Source organism: Ktedonobacter sp. SOSP1-52 (genome assembly GCF_016587395.1).
Genome location: NZ_BNJH01000004.1, coordinates 1,206,733 through 1,224,253, shown reverse-complemented (window position 1 = coordinate 1,224,253; position 17,521 = coordinate 1,206,733). Strand labels below are relative to the sequence as shown.

Here is a 17,521-nt window from a genome sequence, read left to right as displayed (position 1 = left end):
AAGGCTTTGAGGTGACACGTATGCCAACACGCATTATTATTGCAGATGATGAAGCTATCCAGCGTATGGACCTGAAAGATGTCCTTACGAAACAGGGTTATCTCGTAATTGGCGAAGCGGGAGACGGATTGAGTGCCGTCAATCTCGCGCGCGAACTACGCCCTGACCTGGTAATTATGGACATTCGCATGCCCGACATGGACGGCATTGCCGCCGCCGAAACGCTTACCCAAGAGAAACTCGCACCAGTGTTGCTGCTCACTGCCTTCGGTGACCAACCGCTCGTTGAACGCGCGAAGGAAGCCGGGGTGGTTAATTATATTGTGAAGCCACTCCGCGAAAGCGAAGTTACTCCTGCGATTGAGGTCGCCCTGGCTCGCTATAACGAGTTTCGCGCGATGGAAGAGAAGGCTCGCTCCCTGAGCGAGACGCTCGAAACGCGCAAGATCGTTGAACGCGCCAAAGGCCTCTTGATGGAGAAGCAGGGTCTAAGCGAGCAGGAAGCCTTCCGTAAAATTCAGAAGGCGAGCATGAATAATCGCAAATCCATGCGCGAGGTTGCAGAGGCGATTCTCCTTACCAATGAAATGTAATTTTTCTTTCAAAATCCTCTCACTAGAAACGATCTAGTAACACTTGGTGAATGGTAAGCCGGATGCATCAACGGGGCTGCATCCCTCACACTAGTGTTTCTCCCGTCCGGTATGTTATGGAGGCAGGGTATTCTCGACCGCGCATACTCTCTACTCCCTCACCCCTAATAACATACATTCGATTGGCGTCCACACTAGTCTAGCAAAGATGAGAGCAGATGGATCTAGCAGGCAATACGGCGACAGATATAGCTAAAATCATTGTTGTCGTTGGCGTTCGCTTTCGACCAGCTGGGCGTATTTACTATTTCGACCCCCAGGGTCAAACCTTCTCCAATGGGCAGTATGTGATTGTCGAGACCACCCGAGGCGTAGAGGCCGGGCGTGTCGTCCTGGCATCAAAGAAGCTTGCCGAGGAGGACCTCTCCGAACCTCTGAAACCCATCTTGCGCCTGGCGACCGAGGATGAGTTGCGCATGCTCCTCTCTTTTAAACAAAAAGAGAAGGATGCCATGGTGCGCTGTGCCGAGCGGATCACCCAGCACAGGCTTCCCATGAAGCTGGTTGAGAGCGAGTATACCTTCGACGGCAGTCGACTGACCTTCTATTTTACCGCTGATGAGCGCGTCGATTTTCGCGGCCTTGTGCGCGACCTGGCGGCAACCTTCCGCACGCGCATCGAACTGCGCCAGATTGGGGCACGCGACCAGGCCAAGCTTCAGGGCGGCATCGGTCCCTGCGGTAAAACCCTCTGTTGTAGCTCCTGGATTACCGACTTCGGGATTGTCTCCATCAAAATGGCCAAAGAACAGGGCCTCCCTTTAAATCCCTCAAAAATCTCTGGCGTTTGTGGGCGCCTGATGTGCTGCCTGGCCTATGAGAATGAAAACTATATCCAGGCCAAGCAACAGATGCCTCAGATTGGGGCATTCCTGAACACACCCAGTGGTTCAGGCAAGGTAGTCTCCATCAACGTTCCCAAAAATTCGGTCGAGGTTATGCTCGAAAGCGGGGTGACAATTCAGGTTCCCGTCGATGAAGAACCCGCGCCCAAGGGTGGAAGCTGCTGCTCCAGCGGTTCATGCGGTGTGAAAACCGCCAGTGCCAGTACAAAAGAGCCCGGCGGAGCAAGTGGCTCATGCAGTTGTGGCAAGGGCGGCCCTTGTACCTGCGGTAGTGGAGGAGGTGGAGGATGTGGAACTGGAGGAGGCGGCGGATGTGGCTCATGTGGTATAAAAAAGAAAAAGTTTTAAAGAAAATTTTAAAGTCACTTATTGCAATAAAAACTTTTCCAGATAAACCACTGATGATGTCACGAGAGAAAGGTGCAATGTATGTCTTCTGACTGGAAAGACTCTGGGGCGACCTGGCAGAGTCCCCAGCATGATCCCCAAGCGGCCTATACTCACCAGCAGGCACACGATGATGATGATGACGTGACCCAGGACGCGCCTGAGCAGGACCAATATGATGTTGATGCTCATGCCTATAGGGCCCACGATGGTCAACGCTATCAGGCAGGCTACCAGGGGCACCAGGACTATCAGAGCGCTCCAGCAGCCGATTTTGAGGAGCCTCCACCCACCCCTATAACACAGCGCGGCGATCTCCTACATACTGTAATCCACTATGCAACCCTCGTTGGAGCACCGATTCTCTTTGGGGGCCTGACAGCTCTCTGGGTACTTCCCCTGGTCGCCAATGGGCGTGCCGCGACCCCGGCCGCGGCATTCTGGCCGCTCGCAGTCCTCATTATCCTTATCGCTATCGCGCAGGGAACCACTGTTTACTATCTCGGTTCCATCAACGAGCTCTGGTTTGTCTTTACCCTGCTTGGCTTCTTGCTCTTCCTCCTGGTCGGCTGCTTTTCGACCTTTGGCGCCATTTCCGGCTTCCTGCTGCTGGCTATTATTGTCGTGCTCGGCGTGTTCCTGGTGCGTCGCTATCTCCATGCAGTGCCAGAGGGATATGTCGCGCTGGCCTTTGCCTTCGGCAAATACCGGCGGACGCTCCTACCCGGACCCCATCTCCTCCTCCCCTGGGAGCAGATAGCGTATGAACTCAACACGGGTGAGATCCAGTGGATCTGCCCCACACAGCGCGTTCAGCTCGCTCCCGATACCGACGTTATCCTGCGCGCGTCAATCTCTTACCAGGTTTTGCCCGACTATGCCTATCTCGCCATGTCGCGGGTAAATGGCTGGGAGGAAACCTTGCGCGAACTCTTTTTGGCTGCGCTTCAGACTATTGCGACCACGTTCTCGCCTGGAGATTTTCTCGCCTGGCCCGATGGCCCCCAGGGTCAGCCCGTCATAAATCCCTCGCTTGACGATTTCTCCAACGGGGCACGCTGGGAACAGGTCAATAACTATCTTTTTCAGTATATGCGCAATCGCGTCGCCGCCTGGGGCGTCCAGGTCAATGGGATACAGATCCGCGATGTCTCTCTGAGCTCTCACGGGGCACATCTCGTCGATGCGCCCCCCCTGGACCACGCGGCTTATGCATATGAGCAACCCACGCCCGCATCTTATGCTCAGCAGCAAGTACCTCAATTCAAGAACACTTACACGCAACAGGAGTTGGCGTCGCCACCCGCGGGTAATCGGCCACCGGTCTTCAAAGAAGAGGTACTGGTCAACGCCTATAAACAGGTACAAGAGGGCAAGATCACCGATCCAGAGACAATTCGCAACCTGGCACGGACCTTTGAAGCTATCGCGCACGATCCAGAGGCAAATGGTTCCGTCAGCTTCGATCCCATGCGCGCAGCGGAGAATTTGTATGCCGAGGCTGACCACAATGAACAGTTGGCCAGCGCCTCACCTGCATCCAATTCGGCCCACTCCTCGCGCGTCTCCTTTGAGGACGACACCAATCCCGATTGGTACAACCCACGCCATCCCACCTAAACCTAAAATATTACCCTAATAAAATGGCCCACAAAAGCCCTGGCTCAAGCCAGGGCTTTTGTGGGCCATTTTATTAATGCATTAAAATACGTCTGCGACGGCCTTTTTCTTTGCATGTGCTTTGATACGCACCTGCATGTATTAATGCTGGGCGACGGCCTCCAGCTTCGCCTGGCGCTGATCATCAAAGTTGCGCAGGCTGGCCAGTTTCTCGGCACTCACAGTTTTCTCCGTGCGAGGATCAAACACTACATTATCGCGTGAGCAGAAATAGTAGTGCTTCCACTCCTCCATGGCATGTTCCCAGGCGGGAAGAAGCAAATTCGCTTCATTGTCGCCTTTCACAATGCGCTGGAAGGCCTGGAACGACAGGACCAGGGCTAGCACGATCACACAGAAAGTGACTGCCACCAGACCTATCATAAACGTAGAATCCAGTTGCGCTTCCATTCCGCCGATCAAGACGATGACGAGAAAGATACAAACTCCCACCAGCACAATACAGGAGATAATGGTCCTGATCATGGAAATGTTTTTGGTTGGTACGGCCGGTGGAGCGCACTGCTCTACCCCGGCATCATACGCCGCTTGCATTGTTTTAACTTTATCTGTCTGGTTGCACACCGGACAAGCTGGTTTCTGGCTCTGCACGGACGCCATAAGATTAGTCCCTCCTTACGTTGCCCCACATGGCTATTCCGGGCAACCGTATGATAGTGTAGTAAAGCATAACATGGTAGGCAATAATCTGGTACATTCGGTGTAAGAAAAAATCTTGCCTTACTTCTGATCCGAAAACCCTGAGCGCGAAGCGCTAGTCACGCCAGTGACGTTGGGTTTCGGAATAAGATCTCAAGGCTAACACGTTCAATCGATGGAGACTGGTTCGATTTTATGTTAGCTGTTGATATAGCCTCTCTATGATTTTATCAGCATAGGGCATATATTTACAACATCTTAACCAACACACTCTGCCATACCTTTCCTCAGAGAGAAAAAAGTCAGATTTGACACTCCCTAATACACCCGCTACACTTGTTCTGTCAGGTTGAAGATCGGGGCTGGCAATCGCATTCTCTCTTATCCTTTTTGCCCCTACCTGCTTTTCTCAATAGGAGCATGCATCTCAAAACATGATGAATATAATACCTTCCATTACCATTCTTGGGTTGGGTCCCGGCGACGCGCAGGATCTTACCGTGCAGGCCCATGATCTGCTGGCCCAGGCCACCCAACGCGGGGAGGCGGTCTACTTTCGCACCATCATCCACCCCACGGTGGAGCAGTTGCGCGAGGAACTACCCGCGCTCAATATCATCTCATTTGATAGCTTTTATGAAGAATCAACCGCCTGGCGTTCACTCTACCAGCGAATCGCGGAAGAAGTCTGCACGCTAGCAACGCAAAGTCCCATCATCTACGCCGTCCCCGGCCATCCACTCATAGGCGAGACCTCGGTCCAGATTCTGCTTCAGTTCGCACGCGAACGAGGCCTCTCTACCTCGATTGTGGCTGGCCTCTCCTTCCTGGAGCCGGTATGTAGTCTGCTGGGACTTGATCCCTTTGATACCGGCCTGCACATCGTAGACGCAACCATTCTGGCGGGACTGGACCAGGACGAAATCGCCAGCAAGATTCTGCCCACGACACCTCTACTGATCACCCAGGTCTATAATCGCCGTCTCGCCAGCCAGGTCAAGCTGGCCCTGGGCGAGTGCTATCCCGATGAGTGGCCCGTCAAACTGGTACGAGCGGCAGGCGTCTCCGCAGACGAGGTCGCGCTAGAGATGCCTCTCTACGAGCTGGACCACAATAATCAGGCCAATCACCTTAGCACCCTGTATGTACCGCCCCTGGACGCGCTCACACCCCTACGCCTGCCCGATACCTTGCGCTACATCACCAAACGCCTACGCCGCGACCCCGATGGCTGTCCCTGGGACCGCCAGCAGACGCACCAGACGCTGACGCGCTATGTCATTGAAGAGACCTATGAAGTGGTTGAGGCCATCGAAGAGAGCGATATGGAGAAGCTCGCCGACGAGTTGGGTGACCTCCTACTCCAAGTCTACCTGCATGCCGAGATCGCGCGCCAGGAGGGACACTTCGCCCTTGGCGATATCTACGAGAATATCAACGCCAAGATGCTGCGCCGCCATCCCCATGTCTTCGGCAACGCCGAGGCCAGCACCGCTGGGCAGGTGGCGCTAAACTGGGAAGAGATCAAGCGCCAGGAGCGGCTCAACGCGGGCATCGCCGCGCCCGAGATAGAGACCGTCTTCAAAAATATTCCCCAGGCCACACCCGCGCTCATGGTCGCCCAGGAGTACCAGAAACGTGTCGCCCAAACTGGCTTTGAGTTTGATAATCTCGAAGAGGTCCTGGCCAAGCTAGAGGAAGAGCTTCAAGAGCTGCGCCAGGCCACCTCCAAAGAAGAACAGCAAGAGGAGATGGGCGACCTTCTCTTCCTCGTCGCCAAGCTGGCACGCTGGTATAAAGTTGATGCCGAAGAGGCCCTGCGCGCGGCAAACCGTAAGTTCCGCCATCGCTTCCAGGCCATGGAGAGCTTCGCCCGCCAGGAGCAGCGCGAGCTTACCACCTACACTACACCAGAGTGGATCGCCCTCTGGAACCGTGCCAAGCAACAGGTAGGGAAATAAGTGATGAATGTTGCTAGATGTTGCCGGCTGCGCCGGCAACATCTAGCAACATTCATCACTTATTTGGCTGAATTTATGATGCCAGCAGAACTGTTGAGTGTCTGGATATCTCTTCCTCTTCCCAAGTCCAGCCGGACTTTGCTTCAACCGGCTCTGGTTGTTTTGCCTCTTGATGGGCCTCTTCTTCAATTGCAGATTCTACATAGGCATAAAAAGCTTCGTATAAAGTATCTATTCCATCGAATATCATAGCCGTTATCCTCTCATCTCTGTCCACAGCAGAGTTTTGTCTCAAATGCACTTCGCTTCTCTGGTATAGATACTACCTCTGCTATGTCGCAGCACCATCATAAAGTTGTCGCGTAATTGTCGCAATTTCATGTCCCTTAACCAGAAGGCATGATATGATAAGAAGAGGCACACAGAAGACGGCAGCATTGGCAAATTGCTGCCACACAAGACAAAGGAGAAGTCCTGTGATCTTTGACCTCAATGAAGAGCAATCAGATATCCGCGACATGGTACGTCGCTTTACGCAGAACGAGATAACTCCTCATGCTGAGTCATGGGATGAGCATAATCACTTTCCCCGCGAGATCTTTACCAAAATGGCGGAACTGGGATTGATGGGCATGACCACCCCGGAAGAGCTGGGCGGGAGCATGCTTTCACGCCTGGCAGCGGCCCTTGTATATGAAGAACTGGCCCAGGGCGATATGGCGACGGCAGTTGGCCTCTCCGTCCATAACATGGTCACCGGGTCTATTGCGCGCTTCGGCGATGAGGAGCAGCGCGAGCGCTGGGTGGGCAAGCTCGCGTCCGGCGAGGCCCTGGGGGCCTTCTCGCTGAGCGAGGCTGCCGCTGGCTCCGATGCCGCCAGCCTGCAATGCCGGGCCGAGCGCTCAGGCGATAGCTACATTTTGAATGGGAATAAACTCTGGGTGACCAATGCGGGCGAGGCCGATATCTACCTGCTTATGGCACGCACTGCTCCTGGTAACGACGCCTCAGGCATCTCCTGCTTTGTCATCGAGAAGGATACGCCTGGCTTTGCCTTTGGCAAGACCGAGCGCAAGATGGGCCTGCACTCCTCGCCCACGCGTGAGTTGATCTTTGAGAACTGCCAGATTCCCGTCTCGCAGCGCCTGGGAGAAGAGGGGCAGGGCTTCAAAATCGCGCTCTCCTCACTCGATGGTGGGCGCATCAATATTGGCGCGGTCGCAGTCGGTGTCGCCCAGGCCGCCTTTGAAACCGCCCGCCAGTACGCCCAGGAGCGCCAGCAGTTTGGCAAACCCATCGGTACCTTTCAGGCCATTGAGTTTATGCTCGCCGATATGGCTATGAAGGTTGAGGCCTCGCGCCTGCTGGTCTATGAGGCCGCCTATAAGCTCGACCAGTCCAGGCAACCATCCAAGCAGGTCTCGATGTATGCCTCGATGGCCAAATGCTTCGCGACGGATTCGGCGATGGAGGTTACCACCAATGCGGTCCAGGTCCTGGGCGGCGCGGGCTATGTTCGCGATTACCCGGTCGAGCGCTATATGCGCGATGTAAAGGTGGCACAGATCTTTGAGGGGACCAATCAAATTCAACGTATCGTCATTGGCCGCGCCCTCCTCGACCAGATCCGCGCATGAATTTCTATGCGGCTGGAAAAATGCGCATAGCCCCTGAGCATACCAACCGCTTATTGTAGACTTGCCAGAATCGTCTTTTTTCGATATGCTAAAAATGCAAATTTTCTGAACGACCGGGACGTGTATTGCCATCTTGACAGGAATGGGGGTATGCGTCCTAGTTTTTTACCCCCTCCTTGCCATTACCCTTATAATATCCTAAAGTTCTTATCTTTCTTTTTCGATATATCTACCAGGATGTTTTCCAGGCATTTGCTTCTGACTTACTTTTCGCGCCTACGGCGCTCACAGGGGTAAGGATGTGCTGGTGCGGGGCCTTCGGCCCCGCACCAGCACATCCTTACCCCTGTGACAAGGGAGCCAGGGAACACGATCCTGTCTTACCTCGATGTGAACTACCCCTGAGCTAAAGACTTAGGGGCTTCGTACGAAGCCTAAGTTCACCAGACTCGTCTCCAGAAATGGGAACACCGTTCGATTGGTCATGACACCTGCAGTTGACGCATCAGACCGCTGCTCTGTCGCCTGGGTTTAAGTAGGACTGAGGGAAGGTCCGGTGATCCAGGTGCAAAAAGCCTTTTGAACCTTGTCGAGATGAGGTCGGATTCTCTTTGTGGTCACAGCAAAGAGATACGCATCACCTGCCTTCGGGCAGAGTTTTTTGAGTCAAGGGATCGTCTCTTGCTCGCAAGAACAAGGGGCGGTCCGGCGATTCATCCACGAGACTGAAGACCTCGTGGTTTTCTCGCCGCACCATATAAATACAAGGGTGAAATCCTGGTCTAACTTATCCTCTAGGAGTTTTGACGATGAAAGCTGATTGGGTCGCGAAGATTAGCGACCGAGTAGAGCGGCATGTGCGCCAGGTCAAGGGCGAGCATGCGACTATCATTTGTGCCTCTGGACTCAGTCCCTCGGGGACGGTTCACCTGGGCAATATGCGCGAGATTATGACGGTTCACCTGGTCGCCGAAGAGCTACGCGCTCGCGGCTGGCAGGTAGAGCATATACAGTTTTGGGATGACTATGACCGCCTGCGCAAGGTGCCTGCGGGTATTCCAGAGTCTTTCGCGAGCTATATTGGGCAGCCTCTCTGTGAGATACCTGATCCCTTTGGGGTCTATGCCTCGTATGCCGACCGCTATATTACTGAATTTAGCGAGAGCATCGCGCCCCTCAATCTTCCTATGACCCAGGTACGCCAGTCAGTCGCCTATCGCGAGGGGCGCTATACCCACAAGGTCAAACAGGCCCTGGCCCAGCGGGGAGAGATCTTTGATATCCTGGCCGAGTATCAAACGCGCCAGGAACAGCAGGAGACGGTCTCTGAGAGGCGGGCCGCCTATTACCCTTACAAGGTCTATTGCGAGGCCTGTGGCAAGGATACGACGCAAATACAGCACTATGAAGAGGCGACTGCCAGTATCGATTATAGCTGCCAGCACTGTCAGCATAGTGGAGCCTTTAGTCTGAACGAGAAAAATTCCGGCAAACTGGTCTGGAAGGTAGACTGGCCCATGCGCTGGAGCGAGGCGCAGGTAGACTTTGAGCCTGCGGGCGCCGACCACTCGACGCCAGGAAGTAGCTTCACCGTTGGTCAGCGCATCGTGCAGGAGATCTTCCATTCTCCCGCACCCCAATACGCGGCTTATGCCTTTGTGGGCATGGAGGGCCGTGTGAAGATCTCCAGTTCCGTGGGAACTGATGCTTCGCCAGCCAATGCGCTCTCCATACTGGAGCCCGCGATTCTACGCTGGCTCTATATCCGCCGCGCCAACAACCAGCCCTTTAATATCGACTTTGGCCAGGGTCTTTTGCGGCTCTATGATGAATGGGATTCCCTCGTGCGCCAGGTCGCGGCTGGCAAGGCTAACGAGGCCAACCTGGTCGCCTACCAACGCGCCATCCAGACCTCGCTGGGTGCTGTGAAGCGAGCCGAGCGCACGGTGCCATTCTCGCTACTCACCTCGACCCTGGATGTCACACAGGGCAACCTTGAGCAGGTCTTGCGCATCGCCACACAGAGCCTGAAGGAAGAGGAACCCCTCGCCCCGGCACAACTAGAGCCGCGCCTGGCCTGCGCCGCTAACTGGATCAACAACTACCTGCCCGAAGACGAGCGCACCTTTATCCGCGCCAGCTTTGATGCTGAGACCTATGCGCAACTTGGGGAAAGCGAGCAAGAGGCGCTCCGTCTCTTGGTCGCGGAGCTTGAGGGCGCCTGGAATCTGGATGCCCTGACCGACCTGATGTACCGCATTCCCAAGCAGGTGCGCGGACTGCCCGCAGACGCGCCCGCCACGCCCGAGTTGAAGCAGGCCCAGCGTGCCTTCTTCGCCGCAATCTACACGTTGATCTGTGGCTCGGACACCGGACCGCGTATCCCAACCCTCATGCTCTCCCTGGGTAAAGAGAAGGTCAAGAGCCTGCTCGATCCCAGTGGAGCTTCTGTAACCACTGAACCAGTATAACACGAAGCAAGAGGTTCTTTCGGTATGGCTATACCGAAAGAACCTCTGATCTACAAACCCGCAAAATCGAGGGTGCCGAAGTAGTCGTCGAGCGTCTCGGCACGCCGAATGAGTTGGATATCACCGCTCTCGCGCAAGAGCAGTTCCGCCGAGCGCAACTTGCCGTTATAGTTAAAGCCCATGGCGTGGCCGTGCGCTCCCGTATCGTGGATGATCAGGATATCTCCTGGAGAGATATCAGGCAGGCTTCGATCAATGGCGAATTTATCGAAGTTTTCGCAGAGCGATCCCACGACATCATACGTCTCGTTCGCGGGCTGATCCTCTTTCCCCAAAACAGTAATGTGGTGATAGGCGCCATATAGCGCGGGCCGCATCAGGTTTGTCATGCAAGCATTCAGGCCAATATAGCGCTTATACGTCTCTTTCTGGTGGAGCACGGTGGTCACCAGGTAGCCATGCGGTCCCGTGATCACCCGGCCGCATTCCATGACTATACGCAGAGGGTGCAGGTTATTGGCAACAATTTTCTGCGCGTACAGGGCCTGCAACTCCTGGCCAAAGGTCTCCATGTCAAAGGCGCTCTGCTCCGGGCGATAAGGGATGCCAATACCGCCACCCATATTGATAAAGGAGAAGGTGATGCCAACCTCGCGTGAAAGGGCCGCGACCAGGTCAAAGAGCATACGTGCTGTCTCAAGAAAATATGCGACGTTGAGTTCGTTCGAGGCCAGCATGGCATGTAGCCCAAAGCGCCTGACACCCTTCTCTTTCGCAATGGCATATGCTTGAAAGAGCTGGTCATAGGTCAGGCCATACTTGGCCTCCTTGGGATCGCCAATAATGGCGTTCCCGGCGCGCAATGGCCCTGGATTGTAGCGAAAACTGATCAGGTCGGGAAGGCCTGCCTGCTCTTCGAGATAGGCGATATGGCTGATGTCATCCAGGTTGATGATTGCCCCCAACTCCCTGGCCTTGCGATACTCGCTCGCGGGCGTCTGGTTGGAGGTAAACATAATCTCTTCACCAGCAAAACCCACGCGCTCCGCCAGCACAAGCTCGGGCAGAGAGCTACAGTCTACGCCCAGGCCCTCCTCCTTGAGGATACGTAAAATATGGGGATTGGGCAGGGCCTTGACCGCGAAATAATTGGTGAAGCCATCCGACCAGGCAAAGGCCTGCTTCATGCGACGCACAGCGGCGCGGATCCCCTGCTCATCATAGAGGTGAAATGGCGTGGGATGGGTTGCGATAAGCGCTTCAAGGCGCTCAGGAGAGAGAGGAAAACGCTTCTCGGACATATTTTGACTGTATCCTTCCTTGACTACACCGCCTCCACTAGCCGTATGGGAGAAAGACAACTTTAGACGACCTGCCAGATCTGCACGGAGCGGTCGACCCCGGCAGAGGCCAGGCGTTCGCCGTTTGGCGACCAGGCTACGGCGGCGACATAGCCCTGGTGCCCCTGGTAAGTATAGGTACAGCGCTCTTTGGCTACATTCCAGACTTGCACTGTCTTATCATTGCTGGCAATAGCCAGATGCTTGCCATCGGGCGCCCAGGTCACGGCGTTCTTGGCGCTGTTGCCACCCGCGGTCCGCAGCAATTTCGTATGCTGCTTATAGGCGATGCTGACATCCCAGATGCAGGCATAGGAGTCGCTAGAGACCGAGGCCAGCAGATACTCTTTCGGGTGCCAGGCCAGGGCATTCACCCGCTCATTATGCACCTTCAGAACGCTGGGTTCCAGGTCCGCGGAGAAAATGGATGAGACGCGCTGCCAGAAGGTGCGCGGCTTTTTCTGCTCGGCAAAGGGATTCCAGAAGCGAATGCTCTTCTCTTTCCCAGCGGAGGCCAGGTATTTCCCATCCGGCGACCAGGCCACGGCATATACCTGGTCCTTGTGTTCTTCATAGCGGTACAGTTCACTATGCTCCTGGGCATGCCAGACCAGCACCAGCTTATCGTTGCCAGCCGAGGCAATATACTCGCCACCTGGCGACCAGGCCACAGCGTTCACAGGCTGGCTGTGCGCAGTATAGGTATAGACCAGGTGCCCGTTCGCAGGCTCCCAAATCTGCACCGTGGTGTCATCACCCGCCGAAGCAATATATTTGCTATCGGAAGACCAGGCCAGGGCATTCACCCGCGCGGAGTGTCCCTTATACGTCCAGACACGATCACCAGAAGCCACATCCCATATGATCACGGTGCGGTCATAGCTGGCCGAGGCCAGCCATTTGCCATCGGGCGACCAGGCCACAGCAGCCACGCGTCCCGTATGTCCAGTACAAATAAAGAGCGTATTAGGCTGCTTGACGATCTGGTATTGGGTTGGGCCTTTCGCCTTGCCAGTCTTCCCTGTAGTTGTAGCTTGAGCAGGGATGGGCGGCATCGTCGCAGGTGCCTGGTACATGGGAGGGACACGCGTCGAGATGGTGGGCGGCGAGGTCAGCGCGGCCCCCGTTGTATATAGCGTCTGGATACGCTGAAGCGAGGCGCGCACAACAGCCACTGATTCCGGGCGCTCATTCACGGGTACGCTTACCATATGCATGACTAGGTCAGCCAATCCAGCGAGGGCCGGATGCGCCGGGAGGTGAATAGGCGCGAAGTGGAAGGGCGTTTCCGAAGGATCATGTCCGGTCAGGAGTTGATGAAGGGTCGCGCCCAGGCTATAGATATCGGCGCGCACCGTAGTTTGCGAGCGACCATACTGTTCCGGCGCGGCATATCCGGAGGAGCCAAGCGCGGTCGTATCCTTGGCCTTGCCGGGCTTGAAGTGGCGCGCGATGCCAAAGTCGATCAGGAAGATATGCCCACCAGGTGTAAGCATCACATTGGCAGGCTTGAGATCGCGGAAAATAATCGGGGGCGTGCGCGAGTGCAGATACTCCAATACGTCACAGAGCTGGATCGCAATATCAAGCGTCTGCTCAATAGGGAGCGTGGTCCCCTTCAGGGGACTCAAGCGGTCCTCGAGGGTCTCGCCCTCGATATAGTCCATCACCAGGTAGGAACGCCCCTGGTCGGCAAACTGCTCATAAATACGCGGTAGATTTGGATGCGTCAAACCAGCCAGGAGCATCGCCTCATGCTGGAAGGCATCAGCGGCGGCCTGCCGATCCTTCTCATCCAGGCTATTCTGGCTCATCTCCTTGACCGCCACCAGGCGATTACCAAACTGCGAATCGAGGGCCTTATAGACAGCTCCGAAGCCACCCTTTCCTACATTTGCCAGGATGATATACCGCTGCTTGAGCATATGTTGAGGCTGCAACAGTCCCGTAATCGTCGAACTGCCTATGGGCAACTGGAAGGTGGTATTCACGTTTGTGTTCAGCGTATTGGCTGAGGTTCCATGTACGGCGTGCGCGCTCGATATACCACGTGCCCCAAGACCTACAATGGTATCGGTCGTCGTGTCCAACCCACCAAGCGCCTGGCCACAGGCACGACAAAAACGCGCCTCTGGTCGATTGGCAGCACCACATCGATCGCAGAAAAATGTTGAATTGGATGACATGAAATCCTTTTTCTCAATAGATGTTTTACTTCAGCAGCGATGAGAAAGGATAGAATGGGCATGCCAGGTTGGCATACATCGACTGTACAGTAGTACATGAGTACAAAAATGTCAAGTAACCAGTTCATACCACGTATACAAAGTACGGCGTGATGTTATAATACTCTTATCTGTACGGAGTAAAATGCAGCGACTCTATGAAAGGCTGCGCGACCAGGAGCGACGAATACCGACAACCAGAGCTGTAAAGAAACAGATCAAGAGTGACCTCTGTTAAAAAACTGTTGTGAGATTGAGATCCGTACGGCCTGGCCGTTTTGGAATGAGGGGAATGCTGGTACTATGGCAAAGAAAATTCTGGTCATGGATGACGATCCGACAATTGCTGACCTGCTCACAGAAGCGCTAGCAGACGAGGGTTATGAGACGTTCATGACCACGCAGAGCCTGCGTTTCTATGACTCTATTCAGGAGCACAAGCCCGACCTGGTGCTACTGGACCTGATGATGCCTTATCTTGATGGCCGTGATGAGTTAAAACTCATGACCATGGGCATCGATAAGCAGATTCCAGTCATCGTGGTCACGGCCTTCCTGGGCGCGGCCAACGAAGAGCAGGAGTTCCGCGAAGCCGGAGTCGTCCACATCGTCTACAAACCGTTTGACCTCGACAAACTGGTTGCGCTGGTCAAACAGACCATCGGGGAGCCTGAGGAGAAAAGCGCATGAGCGTCTCCACAACTAATACGCCCGTGCGTCTAGCTCTAGACGCGATGGGCGGTGATAATGCTCCTGGCGAGATTGTGCTGGGAGCAATTCAGGCTGCCCGCGCCTATGGCATCGGCGTGTACCTCGTGGGACGAGAGGAGGTTATCCAGGCCGAACTGGCCAAACACGACACCAGCGGACTGGATCTCCCCATCGTCCACACCGATGAAGTGATTGAGATGGACGACCATCCCGCGACAGCCGTCAGAAGCAAGAAGAATGCCTCAATGACCGTCGCGCTGCAACTGGTTCGCGATGGCAAAGCCATTGGCGCGGTTTCAGCGGGCAATAGTGGTGCGATGATGGCGGCGGCCCTCTTTACCCTCAAACGTATTCCCGGTGTGGAGCGCCCGGCCCTGGGTGGCGTCTTCCCAACCAAAAATAAGCCATGTCTGATCATTGATATGGGTGCCAATACCGATTGCAAACCCGAATATTTGCAGCAGTTTGCCTTGATGGGCTCGGTCTATATGGAGCGTATCTTCCACGTCAACCGGCCTCGCGTGAGCCTGCTGGCCAACGGGGAAGAGGAGACCAAGGGCAACCAGCAGGTTGTGCAGACGCACCAGTTGCTCAAGCAGAACGCGGAGCGCCTGAAACTGAACTTTATTGGCAATATCGAAGGGCGCGACATCATGACCAATGTGGCGGATGTGGTGGTCTGTGATGGCTTCGTCGGCAACGTCGTTCTCAAGCTCAGCGAGGGCGTGGGTGAAGCCCTCTTCTCCCTGATTAAAGACGAACTGACCTCGTCGTTTGTAAGCAAGCTGGCGGCGGCAGTCCTCAGACCAGGGTTGAAGAGGATTTATAAACGCCTTGACTATGCCGAATATGGCGGGGTTCCCCTACTAGGCGTCAATGGTGCGGCCATTATCTCGCATGGCCGCTCTAACGCCCGCGCCATCCAGAACGCGCTTCGCGTGGCCAAAGAGACAGCCGAGACCGGCGTTACGCAAGCAATTACCGAAGGCGTGGCACGCCTCGCCACAGCTAAAGCCAAAGCCGAATAACTGCGCTAACAAAAAATGGAGTACAGGTCATTGGCCTGTACTCCATTTTTTATTAGCGCAGTTATTCAGTAGAAGTTTTTTTCTGGCGCTTGGCTGCTCCACCGAGGCGGCCAATGCGGCTGTAGAAATCAGGCCCCTGGCTCTCCTTCGTGGCGTTGCCGCCCTTCTTGCCCATGGCCGAGAAATGCTCTGGGCCATACTTGACAACATTTGCGCGCCCGCCCTTCTGGGCAATGGTACGATAATATTCTGTGCCACGCTTCTCCTTCAGCACAGTGCCGCCCTTTTTCCCGATGCGCTGATAATAATCCTCACCATACTTGGCGCGTACGGTACTGCCGCCCTTGCGACCAGACTTCTCAGCGGGGGACGACGCGGCACCTATTGATGATGTAAACTGCGTGGACTGCTCTTCCTCAACCATAATCTCTAGCTTCCTCTACATCTTCTCGCAACATATTTTTTCATAGAACCTCCGCTTCTGGAAACCCCTATGATGTATCCAGGGGAGGAAAGAAGCGCTCCTTTATTTGGAGGGAACCAACCAACTGCGCCATGCCACCCATGTTTTGACTTTGCAGGTAGCAGGCTTCGCTCCCTGGGTGAGACGTTTGTTCGTTCGATAGGTATGTAGGCTCACGGTTTGCTTTTTGCGATCAAAGCCACCCACAGTACACAGGCCATATTTGGAATGGCTCACCAACGTTCCTCGTTTGAACCCAAGGGAACGAGTACCCCCATAGGGTTTGCGCTCACCTCCCTTTGAGGCTTGCAACCGATGCAGTTGGCGACGGTGCAACACCGCTCCAACGATATACCAGAGCCGTTGGCAGGTTGGCTTTTCTGCTCCACTGACCGAAGCCGCTAATACCCAACTATCCACCGCATGGGAATCAAAGCTTTGTTTGGCCTTCTGTTTCGTTTTCTTGAGGTCGTACTGCTCACGCAATTGTTTCGTTTCCCATCCTTGTTTCAAATGCACTTGTAACCCCATGCCAGTAAGCAACCGATACAAATGTTCTTTGCCAACCTGCACCGGACTAAAAGTAAGGTTCCATTTCCCCCCTTTCCCATTTCTGGTGGCTGCTTGCACATCCTCCACTACAGCATCGGTAAGTGGAAGGATACTTTTCAGATGAGCCACAATGCGAGCTTTGGCTTCCCATCGGCTCCGTGTCGATGGTGGTATGCGCTTTTTTCGATTCAGGCAATTGTTGAATCGTTTGGGACGACGCCACTTGCGATGCCGACGTGCCCGACGCATGGTTCTGCGTGTTTCCATGGCATCCTTGATATGGGTAGGTGCTTCCACCATCAGATGAAGCACGGTATCTTGGGTGCCAACCACACTAAAACCTTCAAATTTGCTGCCAGGATCAACCCCAACCACAAGAGGCTGATTATCCGGCTCTTGCGCGTAGCACAATTGCACAAAAAAGAGGCCAAGCCGATTGCGCTTCGGGCGAGCCTTGCCACGCTTGAACAACTGTCGTGCTGTGGCAGGTGTGCATGGCATCAATGCTACTCCACAGCTATCGACAACTGGTATGCGCATAGATGAAGGATTCCCTTCCTCCTGGTCAAAGCCAGGGTAATATTCCCCTTCGTGAGAGCGAGGACAGGCTTAACCCCGTAGGGTGCCAGCTTGGGCGCGGCTAGAAGCGGTTCAAGCGAGGGGGGTACTCGAACGTTCTTGAAAATTAGCCCATCCCGCGACTGCTACCGAAGTAGCCCACTAGACATGACTCTCGTTGCCTTAGCCCTTCGGCAAGCCCCTGTCTTCAGACAGGGGTTCATGACAATAACTCTCACCAATCATCAGTCTAACAAAATATGTGATGAACGTCAATAAACTATATTGATGCACAAGAACAAAATAGTTATTTATTACTATATAAAATCATATTTTACGTAACACAAGAACATTATCGCCGAAGGTGTATT

The 17,521-nt window shown here is 54.6% G+C and carries 14 protein-coding genes; 8 read left to right on the top strand and 6 right to left on the bottom strand.

Annotation, left to right across the window (positions count from 1 at the left end):
- The first annotated feature begins 20 nt into the window (after positions 1 to 20).
- The 3 genes from JMJ16_RS40455 (at position 21) to JMJ16_RS40445 (ending at position 3,505) form a co-directional block, all read left to right on the top strand.
- Positions 21 to 593, top strand: coding sequence for an ANTAR domain-containing response regulator (locus tag JMJ16_RS40455; protein WP_201369844.1), 573 nt, complete (start codon positions 21 to 23; stop codon positions 591 to 593).
- Between the two features lie 218 nt (positions 594 to 811).
- The gene (locus JMJ16_RS40450; protein ID WP_201390721.1) at positions 812 to 1,846 is read left to right on the top strand and encodes a stage 0 sporulation family protein; all 1,035 of its coding nucleotides are present in this window, start codon (positions 812 to 814) and stop codon (positions 1,844 to 1,846) included.
- 81 nt (positions 1,847 to 1,927) lie between these two features.
- Positions 1,928 to 3,505 carry an SPFH domain-containing protein gene (locus JMJ16_RS40445; protein WP_201390719.1) on the top strand — a complete coding sequence of 526 codons (1,578 nt, stop codon included), beginning with the start codon at positions 1,928 to 1,930 and terminating at the stop codon, positions 3,503 to 3,505.
- A 141-nt stretch (positions 3,506 to 3,646) separates the two neighbouring features.
- Here the strand turns inward: JMJ16_RS40445 and JMJ16_RS40440 are convergent, their stop codons facing one another.
- Positions 3,647 to 4,165 (bottom strand): DUF2975 domain-containing protein, encoded by a 519-nt coding sequence (locus tag JMJ16_RS40440; RefSeq protein ID WP_201382348.1) that lies wholly within the window; start codon positions 4,163 to 4,165, stop codon positions 3,647 to 3,649.
- Between the two features lie 473 nt (positions 4,166 to 4,638).
- Here JMJ16_RS40440 and mazG point away from each other — a divergent pair, with 473 nt between their 5' ends.
- Positions 4,639 to 6,165 (top strand): nucleoside triphosphate pyrophosphohydrolase, encoded by a 1,527-nt coding sequence (gene mazG / locus JMJ16_RS40435; RefSeq protein WP_201390716.1) that lies wholly within the window; start codon positions 4,639 to 4,641, stop codon positions 6,163 to 6,165.
- Positions 6,166 to 6,238: 73 nt separating this feature from the next.
- Here mazG and JMJ16_RS40430 read toward each other — a convergent pair whose 3' ends face one another.
- A complete protein-coding gene (locus JMJ16_RS40430) occupies positions 6,239 to 6,415 on the bottom strand; it encodes a hypothetical protein (RefSeq protein ID WP_201390714.1) in 177 nt (58 codons plus the stop codon).
- Positions 6,416 to 6,641: 226 nt separating this feature from the next.
- Here JMJ16_RS40430 and JMJ16_RS40425 point away from each other — a divergent pair, with 226 nt between their 5' ends.
- Both JMJ16_RS40425 and lysS read left to right on the top strand, forming a co-directional pair.
- The gene (locus tag JMJ16_RS40425) at positions 6,642 to 7,802 is read left to right on the top strand and encodes an acyl-CoA dehydrogenase family protein (RefSeq protein ID WP_201390712.1); all 1,161 of its coding nucleotides are present in this window, start codon (positions 6,642 to 6,644) and stop codon (positions 7,800 to 7,802) included.
- Between the two features lie 809 nt (positions 7,803 to 8,611).
- The gene (gene lysS / locus JMJ16_RS40420) at positions 8,612 to 10,273 is read left to right on the top strand and encodes a lysine--tRNA ligase (protein WP_201390710.1); all 1,662 of its coding nucleotides are present in this window, start codon (positions 8,612 to 8,614) and stop codon (positions 10,271 to 10,273) included.
- Positions 10,274 to 10,323: 50 nt separating this feature from the next.
- On the opposite strand, the gene lysA is transcribed toward lysS, so the two are convergent.
- Both lysA and JMJ16_RS40410 read right to left on the bottom strand, forming a co-directional pair.
- The gene (lysA, locus tag JMJ16_RS40415; RefSeq protein WP_201390708.1) at positions 10,324 to 11,574 is read right to left on the bottom strand and encodes a diaminopimelate decarboxylase; all 1,251 of its coding nucleotides are present in this window, start codon (positions 11,572 to 11,574) and stop codon (positions 10,324 to 10,326) included.
- A 62-nt stretch (positions 11,575 to 11,636) separates the two neighbouring features.
- A complete protein-coding gene (locus JMJ16_RS40410; RefSeq protein ID WP_201390706.1) occupies positions 11,637 to 13,799 on the bottom strand; it encodes a WD40 repeat domain-containing serine/threonine protein kinase in 2,163 nt (720 codons plus the stop codon).
- Between the two features lie 342 nt (positions 13,800 to 14,141).
- On the opposite strand from JMJ16_RS40410, the gene JMJ16_RS40405 reads away from it, so the two are divergent.
- On the top strand, positions 14,142 to 14,528 hold the full coding sequence (locus JMJ16_RS40405; protein ID WP_201369856.1) for a response regulator transcription factor: 387 nt from the start codon (positions 14,142 to 14,144) through the stop codon (positions 14,526 to 14,528).
- Positions 14,529 to 14,551: 23 nt separating this feature from the next.
- A complete protein-coding gene (plsX, locus tag JMJ16_RS40400) occupies positions 14,552 to 15,577 on the top strand; it encodes a phosphate acyltransferase PlsX (RefSeq protein ID WP_374229157.1) in 1,026 nt (341 codons plus the stop codon).
- A gap of 61 nt (positions 15,578 to 15,638) precedes the next feature.
- Here the strand turns inward: plsX and JMJ16_RS40395 are convergent, their stop codons facing one another.
- Both JMJ16_RS40395 and JMJ16_RS40390 read right to left on the bottom strand, forming a co-directional pair.
- Positions 15,639 to 16,001, bottom strand: coding sequence for a hypothetical protein (locus JMJ16_RS40395; protein WP_201390702.1), 363 nt, complete (start codon positions 15,999 to 16,001; stop codon positions 15,639 to 15,641).
- Between the two features lie 102 nt (positions 16,002 to 16,103).
- Positions 16,104 to 17,132 carry an RRXRR domain-containing protein gene (locus JMJ16_RS40390; RefSeq protein ID WP_201390700.1) on the bottom strand — a complete coding sequence of 343 codons (1,029 nt, stop codon included), beginning with the start codon at positions 17,130 to 17,132 and terminating at the stop codon, positions 16,104 to 16,106.
- Between the last annotated feature and the right edge of the window lie 389 nt (positions 17,133 to 17,521).